General features: G+C 69.7%; 9 protein-coding genes, 1 tRNA gene and 2 pseudogenes. 6 read left to right on the forward strand and 6 right to left on the reverse strand.

What is annotated here, in order from left to right; genetic code table 11:
• Position 1 precedes the first annotated feature (1 nt).
• Both leuC and L2X99_RS06590 read right to left on the reverse strand, forming a co-directional pair.
• Positions 2 to 1,437 (reverse strand): annotated as a pseudogene (gene leuC / locus L2X99_RS06585) (3-isopropylmalate dehydratase large subunit).
• 151 nt (positions 1,438 to 1,588) lie between these two features.
• Complete coding sequence (locus L2X99_RS06590) at positions 1,589 to 2,587, reverse strand: TerC family protein (protein WP_268928559.1); 999 nt, start codon at positions 2,585 to 2,587, stop codon at positions 1,589 to 1,591.
• 255 nt (positions 2,588 to 2,842) lie between these two features.
• Between L2X99_RS06590 and L2X99_RS06595 the strand changes: the two genes are divergently transcribed.
• The 3 genes from L2X99_RS06595 to L2X99_RS06605 are packed head-to-tail and all read left to right on the forward strand — an operon-like array spanning position 2,843 to position 4,654.
• A complete protein-coding gene (locus L2X99_RS06595) occupies positions 2,843 to 3,379 on the forward strand; it encodes a winged helix-turn-helix domain-containing protein (protein ID WP_236124500.1) in 537 nt (178 codons plus the stop codon).
• A 1-nt stretch (position 3,380) separates the two neighbouring features.
• Positions 3,381 to 4,085 (forward strand): MFS transporter, encoded by a 705-nt coding sequence (locus tag L2X99_RS06600; protein WP_236135779.1) that lies wholly within the window; start codon positions 3,381 to 3,383, stop codon positions 4,083 to 4,085.
• Complete coding sequence (locus tag L2X99_RS06605) at positions 4,019 to 4,654, forward strand: hypothetical protein (protein WP_236124497.1); 636 nt, start codon at positions 4,019 to 4,021, stop codon at positions 4,652 to 4,654. The genes L2X99_RS06600 and L2X99_RS06605 overlap by 67 nt, the downstream gene beginning before the upstream one ends.
• Positions 4,655 to 4,705: 51 nt before the next feature.
• Here the strand turns inward: L2X99_RS06605 and L2X99_RS06610 are convergent.
• Positions 4,706 to 4,778, reverse strand: a tRNA-Glu gene (locus tag L2X99_RS06610).
• A 146-nt stretch (positions 4,779 to 4,924) separates the two neighbouring features.
• On the opposite strand from L2X99_RS06610, the gene L2X99_RS06615 reads away from it, so the two are divergent.
• Both L2X99_RS06615 and L2X99_RS06620 read left to right on the forward strand, forming a co-directional pair.
• On the forward strand, positions 4,925 to 5,563 hold the full coding sequence (locus tag L2X99_RS06615; RefSeq protein WP_236135780.1) for an MBL fold metallo-hydrolase: 639 nt from the start codon (positions 4,925 to 4,927) through the stop codon (positions 5,561 to 5,563).
• Between the two features lie 2 nt (positions 5,564 to 5,565).
• Positions 5,566 to 6,444 carry an aminoglycoside phosphotransferase family protein gene (locus L2X99_RS06620; protein ID WP_236124496.1) on the forward strand — a complete coding sequence of 293 codons (879 nt, stop codon included), beginning with the start codon at positions 5,566 to 5,568 and terminating at the stop codon, positions 6,442 to 6,444.
• A gap of 113 nt (positions 6,445 to 6,557) precedes the next feature.
• On the opposite strand, the gene pepN is transcribed toward L2X99_RS06620, so the two are convergent.
• Positions 6,558 to 9,062 (reverse strand): aminopeptidase N, encoded by a 2,505-nt coding sequence (pepN, locus tag L2X99_RS06625; protein ID WP_236124495.1) that lies wholly within the window; start codon positions 9,060 to 9,062, stop codon positions 6,558 to 6,560.
• Positions 9,063 to 9,110: 48 nt separating this feature from the next.
• Positions 9,111 to 10,285 (reverse strand): annotated as a pseudogene (locus L2X99_RS06630) (trans-sulfuration enzyme family protein).
• 113 nt (positions 10,286 to 10,398) lie between these two features.
• On the opposite strand from L2X99_RS06630, the gene L2X99_RS06635 reads away from it, so the two are divergent.
• Positions 10,399 to 10,875 (forward strand): Lrp/AsnC family transcriptional regulator, encoded by a 477-nt coding sequence (locus L2X99_RS06635; RefSeq protein WP_236124494.1) that lies wholly within the window; start codon positions 10,399 to 10,401, stop codon positions 10,873 to 10,875.
• A 14-nt stretch (positions 10,876 to 10,889) separates the two neighbouring features.
• Here L2X99_RS06635 and L2X99_RS06640 read toward each other — a convergent pair whose 3' ends face one another.
• A complete protein-coding gene (locus L2X99_RS06640; protein WP_236124493.1) occupies positions 10,890 to 12,776 on the reverse strand; it encodes a heavy metal translocating P-type ATPase in 1,887 nt (628 codons plus the stop codon).
• Positions 12,777 to 12,836: the final 60 nt, after the last annotated feature.

A 12,836-nucleotide genomic window follows, 5' to 3' on the forward strand; every position in this document is an offset into this window, starting at 1 on the left:
TTCAGACCTCCTCGGCGACCAGGTCGCTCGGGCTCGACAGCGTGCCTCGGATGGCGGTGGCGGCCGCCACCAGGGCGACACCAGGTGGGTGCGACCGCCCTTGCCCTGCCTGCCCTCGAAGTTGCGGTTGGACGTCGAGGCGCAGCGCTCACCGGGGGCGAGTTGATCGGGGTTCATGCCCAGGCACATCGAACAGCCGGCGAAGCGCCATTCGGCGCCGAACTCCTCGACGATCCGGTCGATGCCCTCGGCCTCGGCCTCCAGGCGCACCCGGGCCGAACCCGGCACGACCATTACGCGCACGCCGTCGGCCTTCTTCTTGCCCTTGATGACAGAGGCGAAGGCGCGCAGGTCCTCGATGCGGCTATTGGTGCACGAGCCCATGAACACGGCGTCGACCGCGACATCCTTCAGCGGCGTGCCCGGTGCCAGATCCATGTACTCCAGCGCGCGCTCGGCGGCGGCGCGGGCGTTCGGGTCGGCGATCTCGGCCGGGTCGGGGACGGCGGAGGACAGCGAACTGCCCTGCCCGGGGTTGGTGCCCCAGGTGACGAACGGCTCGAGCTCGTTCGCGTCGATGAACACCTCGGCGTCGAACTCGGCGCCCTCGTCCGTGGGCAGCGTGCGCCAGTAGGCGACCGCGTCGTCCCAGTCCTGCCCAGCGGGAGCGTGCGGACGGCCCTTCACGTACTCGAAGGTCGTGTCGTCGGGAGCGACCATGCCCGCGCGGGCGCCGGCCTCGATCGACATGTTGCAGATCGTCATCCGGCCCTCCATGGAGAGCGCGCGGATCGCACTGCCGCGGTACTCGAGCACGTAGCCCTGCCCGCCGCCGGTGCCGATCTTCGCGATCACGGCGAGGATGATGTCCTTCGCGGTGACCCCGGGTCGCAGCGTGCCGTCGACGTTGATCGCCATCGTCTTGAACGGCTTCAGCGGCAGCGTCTGCGTGGCCATGACGTGCTCCACCTCACTGGTGCCGATGCCGAAGGCCATCGCGCCGAACGCGCCGTGCGTCGAGGTGTGCGAGTCACCGCACACCACGGTGATGCCCGGCATGGTCAGGCCCAGCTGAGGGCCGACGACGTGCACGATGCCCTGCTCCGCGTCGCCCAGCGAGTGCAGGCGCACACCGAACTCCTCGGCGTTGCGGCGGAGCGTCTCGATCTGGGTGCGGCTGGTGAGGTCGGCGATCGGCTTGTCGATCGCGAGCGTCGGGGTGTTGTGATCCTCGGTCGCGATGGTCAGGTCGAGCCGGCGCAGCGGGCGTCCTTCGGCGCGGAGCCCGTCGAACGCCTGCGGGCTGGTGACCTCGTGCACCAGGTGCAGGTCGATGTAGATGAGGTCGGGCTCGCCGTTCTCGCCCTTGACGACGAGATGGTCGTCCCAGACCTTCTCTGCCAGGGTGCGAGGGCGGGCGGATGCGGGGACTGTCATGCGATTCTCCTGGGTACAAGGTGCGGCCCACGCGAGACACCGCGGCGAGAGAGGCCTAGATCGAGGTCTCGCCGCGGCTGCTAAGGAGAAGCTGCACCGCCTGCATGCGGGTCAGTCTACATGCGACCGCACCCGCGCGACGCCGTCGGGGTCACTGTGTGACGGCGGCCTTCCTCTTGTCTCGGGCCGCCGCGATGAGGCTCGCCACGGTCGCGACGGTCATCGAGACGAGGATGACGCCCAGCGACATCCACGTACTGATGTCCGGTGCCCATTCGATCGGCGCGCCGCCGTTGATGAACGGCAGCGAGTTCTCGTGCATGGCGTGCAGGATGAGCTTCACGCCGATGAATCCGAGGATCACGGCGATTCCATAGTGCAGGTAGCGCAGCTTGTCGAGCAGGTCGCCGAGCAGGAAGTAGAGCTGCCGCAGGCCCATCAGCGCGAAGATGTTCGCGGTGAACACGATGAACCCGTTCGAGGTGATCGAGAAGATCGCGGGGATCGAGTCGATCGCGAACATCAGATCGGTCACGCCGATGACGACGAAGACCAGGACCATCGGCGTGAACATGCGCTTGCCGTCGACGACCGTGCGCAGCCTGTTGCCGTCGTAGTGATCGCTGATGTCGACGAAGCGGCGCACCAGGCGGACCATGAAGCCCTCGCGCTTGACCTCGTCGTCATGGTCGCCCTCGGGCATCGCCTGTTTGATGGCGGTGTAGATGAGGTAGGCGCCGAACAGGTAGAACACCGGGGCGAAGTTCTCGATGACGGCCACGCCGAGCAGGATGAAGACACCGCGCAGCACGAGCGCGATGATGATGCCGACCATCAGCACCTGCTGCTGCAGACGTCTCGGCACGGCGAACTGGGCCATGATCAGCACGAACACGAACAGGTTGTCGATCGAGAGGCTGTACTCCAGCGCCCACCCTGTGACGAAATGCGCGGCGACCTCGCCTCCGGCGATCGCCCACAGCAGCCCGGCGAACGCCAGCGCGAGGGTGACGTAGAACACCACCCAGAGCGTCGACTCCTTGGTACTGGGGATGTGCGGTCGCAGCCGGACCAGCATGAGGTCGGCGATGAGGATGACGACGAGGACCACCATCGAGGTGATCTCGAACCAGAGCGGGATGTAATCCACGGACGGGAGGCCTTTCGAGAAGGTTCGGTGAAGACCGAAAGTCTCTCCCCGCACTCTCATGCGGTGCGCGCCCGGAGCAGCGATGGCGATGCTCGTGATGACGGACGCGCGATGACGGGATACTCCCTCTCGCGGTGACCATACTACCGGACCCGGATCCCGCTCGGAGACGTCGACGACTCGCCCAGTTCCCTGATTTTCCGGGGTATACAAGAACCCTTGTGCGAATGGAGGATCGCGCTTAGGTTTACCTGCGTGGAAGAGATCTCCGTCATCACCGCCATCTCGCACCCCCTGCGGCGGCGCATCATCGACCGACTGCTGCTGCACGGTCCGACCCAGGTCGGCACCTTCGCCCGCACACTCGACGCGCAGGTCGGCAGCATCAGCCATCATCTGCGGATGCTGCAGAAGGCCGGCGTCATCGAGCAGGTGGAGGATCCCGACGGCGACCGGCGCACCAGCTGGTGGCAGTTGACCAGGCGGTCGTTCTCCTGGTCGTCGGAGGACTACGAATCGCCCGCCGACGCGCTGCTGGCGCGTGAGGCGCAGCGGGCGAACGTGCGCAATCAGCTCGACCGGCTGCAGCGCTGGTACCGGGTGTCGCCGAGCAGCGAGTGGACGGGATTCAACACCGACACGCTCGGGTGGGCCACGCAGGACGAACTGCTCGACCTGCAGGCCCGGCTGGCCGGCATGCTCGACGACTGGCGCTCGGGCATCGACAGGGATGACGGGCAGGAGCGGAGACCCGTCTACTTCTTCGCCCACGGCTTCCCCACGGAGGTATGACATGACCACTGCCACGGAGCCTCGGATGCTGCGCACCCCGCCGCCGTTCGCGCGGGACCGCATGGTTCAGGCCTGGCTGCTGATCAAGGCGCTGTCGGATGCCGGTGACGCGATCTTCACGATCGCGTTCGCATGGACGGCGGTGCAGATCGCCTCCCCCGCCGTCGCCGGGCTGGTCGTCGCGGCGGGAACCGTCCCGCGCGCCGTGGTGCTGCTGATCGGCGGCGCCTACGCCGACCGGGCGGATGCCCGGCGGCTGATGATCCTGTTCAACGGGCTGCGCGTCGTCGTGCTGGTCACGGTCGCGGTCTGGTGCCTGGCCGCTCGTCCGACGGTGGCGCTGCTGCTGATCGCCAGCGTGGCGTTCGGCCTGTGCGACGCGTTCTTCGAGCCGGCCGCGGGCACCATGCCCCGTCAGCTCGTCGCCCCGTCCGATCTTCCGTCGTACTCGGCGCTCAGCCAGACGCTCTCGCGGCTGGGCACGATGGCGGGCGCAGCGGCCGGCGGATTCCTGGTGGCCGCCTACGGCATCACGGGCAGCGCGGGGCTGAACACGCTCACCTACGTGATCGTCATCGTCTTCATCGTGCTGTGGCTGCGTCCCCGGTTCGCCCTTCCCGGGCCTCGGTCCAGCAGAGCGTGCTGCGGGGCGTCGCCGACGGCTTCCGGCATCTCGGCCAGGAGCGCGCCACCCGCACGCTCGTGATCGCCCTGTCCGGACTGAACCTGGCTGTCGGGCCGGCGATCTCGATCGGGCTCCCCCTGCAGGCGACGTCACGCGGCTGGGGCGCCGGGGCGGTGGGTGTGTTCGAGGCCCTCGTCGGAGGCGGCGCGATGATCGGCGCCCTGATCGTGGTGCGCTGGCGGCCCCGGCACGAGGCGATCGGCGGATTCGCCGCCCTCATGGTGCAGGGCGCCGGGATCGTGGCCCTCGGCCTCGGGTCGCAGATCGTCGTCGGCATCGGATGCCTCGCGATCGGGCTCACCGCGGGCTTCGCCTCCACGCTGCTCAGCTCGACCTTCGCCGCGACGGCCGCACCGGACTACCTCGGCAGGCTCGGCTCGATCCTGCGGCTCGGCGACGACTGCCTGATGCCGGTGGCGATGGCGGCCTTCGGCGCGCTGGCCGGCGTCTTCCCGCTCTGGGTGCCGTTCGCCCTCTACGGCGGGGCGATGACGCTGCTGATGATCGTGCCGCTGCGCAATCCGCAGCTGCGCCAGCTGTCGCTGCGCAGCCCCGTGGAGGAACCCGTCGACGAGGATCAGGACGCCTGATCCGGATACGCAGAAGGCCCCCGGATCAACCGGGGGCCTTCTGATGTTGTGTGACCCCAGCGGGATTCGAACCCGCGTTACCGCCGTGAGAGGGCGGCGTACTAGGCCGCTATACGATGGGGCCGTCCTGCGGAGCGTTTCCGTCCCGCGACAACCGTTCAAGTATGCCACGGCGGTTCGCAGCCGACCAAATTGAGGCGGGCCGAACGCGCATCGCGGGCGTGTCGCACGGGATTGCCTTTGCCCCGTGGAACGCGGTTGACTCCTCTCATGCGCGTCACGAAGTTCGAACATGCCGCCCTCCGCCTCGACGAGGGCGGCGATTCCCTGCTCATCGATCCCGGCTCCTTCACCTCGCCGCTCGACGATCTGCGAAGGGTCGTCGCCGTCGTGATCACCCACGAGCACGCGGACCACTGGACCCCGGCGCATCTCGACGCCATCCTGCGTGCCGTACCCGGCACGCCGATCTTCGCACCGGCCGGCGTCGACGCCGCCGCGGGCGACTACGAGATCACCGTCGTCGCACCCGGCGACACGGTCACCGCCGGCGCCTTCACGCTGCGCTTCTTCGGCGGCGAGCACGCCGTGATCCACTCCTCGCTCCCCCCGGTCGAGAACGTCGGCGTGCTCGTGAACGACGAGCTCTACTACCCGGGCGACTCCTATGCCGTACCGGACGGGGTCGCCGTCGAGACCCTCGCCGCTCCCCTCGGCGCACCGTGGCTGAAGATCGGTGAGGCGATGGACTACGTCCTGGCCGTCGCACCGCGGCGCGCGTTCGGCGTCCATGACATGACGCTTTCGGTGATCGGCCGGGACATGCACCGCGGGCGCCTGCAGTGGGCCACCGAACACGGCGGCGGCGAGTTCTTCGCCCTCGAACCGGGCGATTCCCTCGACCTCTGAGCATGGCGAATTCCCCTGCCGCGGAACGCATCCTCGGGGAGGACGACGTACGCGCTCTCCTGCGCGCCGAAGCCCCGCACCTCGCAGCCCTGCCTCTGACCCTCGTGGCCGACGGCTGGGACAACGCGATCTGGCGCCTCGGCGACGATCTCGCAGTGCGCATCCCTCGCCGAGAACTCGCCGCTCCGCTCATCGCCCATGAGCAGCGAGCGCTGCCCGAGATCGGCCCTCGGCTGGCGGGCGTCGGCGTCAGTACGCCGGTTCCGGTCGTCGCGGGACGCCCGACTGCGACCTTTCCGTGGCCCTGGTCGGTGATCCCGTGGATCGACGCGACGCCCGCTCTCGGCGTCGCACGTTCTGCCAACACGACGTGGGCGCCCGCTCTCGCCTCAGCCCTCGCCACGATGCATGTCCCCGCGCCCCCGGATGCACCGCACAATCCGGTCCGAGGGGGTCCGTTGATATCGCGCGATGCCCCCATGCAGGAGCGCCTGGCGCTCCTGCATGCCTCCCGCCCGCTCCGGGCTGCCTGGGAGGACGGACTCCGATCCGCACGCAGCGACGAGCGGGTCTGGATCCACGGCGATCTGCATCCGGGCAACATCCTGCTGCGGAACAGCGGGCTCGCTGCGCTCATCGACTTCGGCGACGTCACCGCGGGCGACCCCGCCTACGATCTCGCGGCAGGCTGGCTGCTGTTCGACTCTCAGGGCCGACATCGGTTCCGCATGGCGACCGGAAGCCGCTACGACGAACCCACCTGGGTCAGGGCGCGCGCCTGGGCGGCCTACCTCGCTCTGGTGTTCCTGACCCTCAGCGACGACCGTCCCGACCATCGTGCCCTCGGCGTCAGCACCGTCACCGAACTGGCAGGCGGCTGAGACCGACCCCTGCGCAGCGCCGCATCCGGTGGTCTGCTCGTGCGCGCCCGGCGCGGGCGGCGCAGGGCCGAGGACGCACGCGCCGGACTGCGCACGTCACCGGCCCGGGCGCCTCAGCCCTCGGCCGGCTGCGCGGCGCGCACCCGCAGGTCGCGGGCGAGGTGGTCGCGCTGCTCGATCACGATCCGGCGCAGCGCGGCCGGAGCGTCCTCGTGCGCGGCGAGCCAGGCATCGACCTGCTCCAGCGAATCGGAGGCCGGGAACAGGCCCGACACGACGCGCTTGGCCAGTTCGATGCTGCGCTCGGCCCACACGCCCGCGATGCGTTCGAAGTACTCGCCGTCGAAACCGGCGACGAGGTCGCGCCGGCTGCCGGCCCGGAACCCGCTGATCGTCGCATCCAGCTGATCGTTGCTGAGCTCGAGGTCGTTCCAGGCGGCGTCCCAGGCCTCGGCCCTGACCTCGGCGACAGGGCGGGAGGCGAGTGCCTGCCTGCCCGCGGTCCGCCCGGATGCCGTGTCGTCGCGAGCGAGTTCCGCTTCGACCTCCTCGGCGCCGGCGGCACCGGTGGTGGCCAGTGCGATCAGCAGCTGCCAGCGCAGATCGGGGTCGAGGTTCAGCCCCTCGGGCGCTGCGCCCTCGAGCATCCGCCGCACGTCATCGGCCCGTGCGCCGTCGAACGACGCCGCATCCGCGAAGGCGCGCGCCCAGGCCAGCTGCGCGTCGCTGCCGGCATCCGCCGTCTGAAGCCCCTGCCAGGTGAGGTCGAGCCAGGCACGCTGCTCGTCGGCGCGAGCATCGCCCGGCACGTAGTGGCGGACCGCGAACTGCGCGTTCATCAGCACCCCCGGCAGCAGCATGATGTTGCCCTCGCCCTGCGCGTGCCGACGCACGACTGCGAGGTACCGCTTCGCCGGCAGCTCCCCGTCGCGGGTCGCGTTCCACAGCGAGGCCCAGATCAGGCCGCGCGCGAGCGCGTCGTCCATCGCCGACAGGGTCTCCTCCACCGTCGCGAGCGACCTCTCGTCGAGCCGGGCCTTGGCATAGGTGAGGTCCTCGTCGTTCAGCAGCACGAGGTCTGCGTCGGCACGATCGAACGGCGTGCGCTCGTCCGCGACATCCAGTTCGATCCTGTCGCGCAGCACCGGCCGCCCGTCCTGCACGTCGTAACGGCCCACGCGCAGACGATGCGGGCGCGGATCCGTCTGGACGATCGCGACCCGCCCCTCGCCCTCATCCTCGAGCGACAGCGCGGAGACTCCCGAGGTCTCCAGCCAGGCGGCCGACCAGGAGCGCACGTCGCGCCCGGAGACGTCCTCGAGCTGCACCAGCAGATCATCGAGCGTGGTGTTGCCGTACGCATGCGCGGCGAAATAACGCCGCGCGCCCTCGAAGAACGCGTCCTCGCCGACGTACGCCACCAGCTGCTTGAGCACGGACGCGCCCTTCGCGTAGGTGATCCCGTCGAAGTTCAGCTTCGCCGCCTCGAGATCGGGGATGTCCGCGACGATCGGATGCGTGGTCGGAAGCTGATCCTGGGTGTACGCCCACGCCTTGCGACGATTCGCGAACGACACCCAGGCGTCGGTGAACCGCGTCGCAGCGACGGACGCGTGTGCTCCCATGTAGTCCGCGAACGACTCCTTCAGCCACAGGTCGTCCCACCAGCGCATCGTCACGAGGTCGCCGAACCACATGTGCGCCATCTCGTGCAGGATCGTGTTCGCGCGACCGGCCCGCTGTGCGTCGGTCGCCGCCCCGCGCGTGATGTACGCCTCGGTGAACGTCACCAGGCCCGGGTTCTCCATGGCGCCGAGGTTGTACTCCGGTACCAGGATCTGGTCGTACTTGCCCCACGGATAGGGGAAGGCGAATGCGTCGGTGAAGAAGTCCAGGCCCTGCTTCGTGACGGCGAGGAACTCCTCGGACTCGAGGTGCTGCGCCAGGGAGGCACGGCAGAACAGGCCGAGTTCCACCACCTGGTCTCCGCGACGCCACTCGTCATCGATGCGCGCGTAGGGTCCGGCGGCCACGGCCGTGATATAGCTCGAGATCGGCAGGGTGGGAGCGAACTCGACGGTCTGCACGCCGATGCCCTCGACGGCGTTCGCCGTGCGCTGGTTCGACAGCACCTGCCAGCCGGCGGGCGCGGACACCACGAACGTGTACGCCGCCTTCATGTCCGGCTGCTCGAAGCAGGCCATCACGCGACGGGAGTCGGCGGGCTCGTACTGGGTGTACAGATAGGTCGAGCCGTCCACGGGGTCGTGGAAGCGGTGCAGGCCCTCACCGGAGCGGCTGTACGCCCCCATGGCCTCGACGGTGAGGATGTTCTGCCCGGCGAGCCCGGTGATCCGGAGGCGGGCGCCGTCCCAGTCGAGTTGCTGCTCGGCACCGTTGAGGACGACCCGATCGACGCTCTCGCCGATGAAGTCCACCCAGGTCTCGGAGGCGGTGGCGTCGAACTCCAGCGTCGTGACGGTCGGGAATCCGGTGCGAGCGCGCTCCGGGGCGCCGGAGAGGTCGAGTTCGACGCGGACGCGGTGCAGGGTGATGCCCGCGGCCCGCTCGGCGGTCTCTTCCCTTGTGAGGTTGGCGGTGGCGTTCGGAGAGTTCATGCCTCCATCGTTCCACGTGTCGCAGTTCGATCCCGCTGCGCAGGATCATCAGGCCCTCGCGAGCGCCTGGTCCAGGTCGGCACGCAGATCGTCGATGTTCTCCAGCCCGATGGAGAGTCGCACGATGTCGGCGCCGGGCCGCGCCTCGGCGGCGACCGGTCGGTGCGTCAGCGCGGCCGGATGCTGGATCAGGGAATCGACGCCGCCCAGGGACACGGCGTGGGTGAACAGCCGCACCGCGCCGGTGAGCGCCTCCGCCGCGGAGTATCCGCCGCGAAGTCGCACCGCGATCATCGCCCCGGTCCTCGCATCTGTCGTTCGACGAGCTCGCGGTCCTCGGGCCTCGCCCCCGGGTAGAACACGTCCGCGACCGCGGGCTGATCCGCGAGCCACTCCGCCAGGGCGACCGCGTTCTCCTGCTGCGCGGCCAATCGCACCGGCAGGGTCGCCAGCCCGCGATGCAGCAGGTACGCGCCGAGAGGATGCAGCAGCGCGCCCGTGATCGCGCGCACCTGGCGCAGCATGACGGCGGTCGACTCGGAGCAGGCGATCACGCCGGCGATGACATCGCCGTGACCGCCGATGTACTTGGTGGCGCTGTGCAGCGACATCGTCGCGCCCAGATCGAGCGGATTCTGCAGCAGCGGCGTGGCGAAGGTGTTGTCGACGAGTACCGGGACGTCACCGGCCTGTGCGACCACGGCGGCGATGTCGACGAGGTCCAGTGTCGGGTTGGCCGGCGTCTCCAGCACGACGAGACCTGTCTCGGCGGTCACGGCACCGGCGACCTCGTGCGCATCGCAGAACGTGACGCGTGTGCCCAGCAGCGCCGAGTCGAGGAGGTGATCAGTGCCGCCGTACAGCGGGCGCACCGCGACCACGTGATGGCGGCCCGTCGGCTGCGTGTGCGACAGGATCGCCGCCGTCATCGCCGCCATCCCCGAGGCGAACGCGACCGCCGCCTCGGCGTGCTCGAGTTCGGCCAGCGCCTCCTCGAAGCGCGCCACCGTGGGGTTCCAGAGCCTGGCGTAGACGTTTCCGCCGGCGGGCACCGGGTGCCCGCCAGTCGCCATGGACTCGTAGGAGTCTCCGCCGTGCAGGATGTCGGGCAGCGGATTCGTCGTGGAGAGATCGATGGGCGCCGCATGCACGCCCAGGGCGGCGAAGTCGGTGCGTCCGGCGTGGACGGCGATGGTCTCGGGGTGCAGCGGCAGGTCGGACATGTCCCCAGGATGCTCGGAGACGCAGAATCAGTCCAGAGTGCTTGCTCAGGAAGGCCTTGAGCCGCCATGATCTTGTTCGACAGACAAGATCTCCGGGCAGAGAGGCATCGGAATTGGCCGCAGCACAGCCCCCCGCCGTCGATGCGCTCGACCTGCGGATCCTCGGCGCGCTCGCCGACCACCCGGACTCGACGGTCCGCGATCTCGCCGCGGAGCTCGATGTCCCGGCATCGACCTGCGCGTTCCGGCTGCGATCGCTGCGCGCACGCGGCGTGCTGCTCGGCTCCCGGCTTCGGGTCGATCCGACGGCGCTGGGCTTCCCCGTCCAGGCGGTCATCCGGGTTCGACTCGGCAGTCACAGCAAGACGGGCGTGGACGCCCTGTTCGACGCGCTGGCGAGCACACCGGGCGTGCTCCAGGTCTTCCACATCGCCGGCGCAGACGACTTCCTGGTGCACGTCGCGGTCGCGGATGCCGCGGCGCTGCGCGACATCGTGCTCGAGCACATCACCGTGCACGATGTGGTGCGCGCGACCGAGACCCAGCTGGTGTTCGAGCTGCGCACGGGGCCCGGTGTCATATCCTCTTGATCCGGGCCCTGACCTCATTCCGCCGTCGTGAGCGAAGCGGCGCGCGACGCGGGCACCGAGCCCAGCGCCGTGCCCTTGGGCGGCCGCAGTGCCCGGAGTGCGTACAGGATCGTCGCCAGATCGACGAGCTCCTGGATGAGCGCCCCGGCGACGGCCGGGATGACGCCCGTGGTCGCGATGAGCATCAGCCCGATGCTCAGCACGATGCCGATCACGATCGCCGTCGTCGCGACGGCGAGGGTGTGACGGCCGATACGCACGGCGTCGACCAGCCGGCTCAGTGAATCAGCGACGATCACTGCGTCTGCTGCCTCGCCCGCCGCGGTCGCTCCCTTCGCTCCCATCGCCACGCCGACATCGGCGGCGGCGAGCACCGGTGCGTCGTTGACCCCGTCGCCGACCATCAGCATCGGGCGCGGTGCGATCTCGCCCGCGAGACGCACCTTGTCGGCCGGCAGCAGCTCAGCATGCACCTCGGAGACGCCGATCGCCGCCGCCACGGACTCCGCCGTCGCGCGGGCGTCCCCCGTGAGCATCGCGATTCGCTCCACCCCGTGATCTCGCAGCCAGTCCACGACCGCGGCCGACTCCGGTCTCAGCTCATCGGACAGGATGAGAGCGCCCGCGTACCGCCCGTCGATCGCGACATAGGCCGCCGCCTCTCCCGCCCCCAGCTCCTCCCCGACGAGATCGTGCGTCAGCCCGTCGATGTAGGCCGGCTTTCCTACGACGACTGTGCGACCGTCGATCACTGCGGTCACGCCGTTTGTCGCCGCCTCGGCGGCCCGTGATGCGGGGAGCAGCGCGAGCCGCCGGCTCTCCGCCGCGGCGCGGATTCCGTCGGCCAGCGCATGCGTCGAGTACTGCTCCGCGGATGCGGCGTCGCGCAGCACATCATCAGCGACGAAACCGGAGGCGGGCCGGACATCGACGAGCGCCGGGCGGCCCCGCGTCAGCGTGCCGGTCTTATCGAAGGCCGCGGAGCGGATGCGGCCGAACTGCTCGATCACCGCCCCGCCCTTGACGATGACGCCGCGGCGGGAGGTCTGGGAGAGCCCGCCGAGGAAAGCCACCGGCGCGGCGATCAGCAATGGGCACGGTGTCGCCAGCACGAGCACCTCCGCGAAGCGGGCGGCATCGCCGGCCACGATCCAGGCGACGCCGGCGATGAGCAGCGAGACGACGGTGAAGGGCACCGCGTAGCGGTCAGCGAGCCTCACCATCGGTGCGCGGGAGTGCTCCGCCGCGGCCACCAGCCGAACGATCTGCTGGTACTGGCTCTCCGCGGCCGGACGCAGCACTCGCAGACGGACCGCATCGTCGCCGTTGACCGACCCGGACATCACCTCGGCGCCGGCTCTCTTCGAGACCGGAAGGCTCTCTCCGGTCAACGACGACTCGTCGAACTCCCCCAGGTCGTCCACCAGCACGGCGTCGACCGGCACGAGTTCGGAGGGCCGCACGAGCAGCAGGTCGCCCTCGCGGACCTGCTCGACAGGCACCTCCCGCAGCGACTCCTCGGGGTCGAGTAGGTGCGCGCGCTGCGGCGAGCGCTCCAGCAGGGCGTTCAGATCCCTGCGCGCCCGGTACGACGCGAAGTCCTCGAGCGCCTCGCCTCCCGACAGCATCAGCACCACGATGAGGGACGCCACGTACTCCCCCACCGCCAGCGTCGCCCCCATCGCGACGACGGCGAGGATGTCGAGTCCGAACTGCCGGTGGAGCAGGGAGCGCACCATCCCTCCGATCGTCCAGAGCATGAACGCCGCCACGAACACGGTGGCGACGATCTGGGCGACGACGGCGAGTCCTGTCGCGTGGAGCACGAGCACGATCAGCGTGACCAGCACCGTGAGCGGAACGACCGGATAGCGCGTCAGGAAGCGCAGGACGATGTGCATCCCCTCATTCTGGTCCGCCATGCGGGCCGGCGAACGTGATTTCATGGGGGCGGGGGTCCG

The organism is Microbacterium sp. KUDC0406 (assembly GCF_021582875.1).
GTDB lineage: Bacteria > Actinomycetota > Actinomycetes > Actinomycetales > Microbacteriaceae > Microbacterium.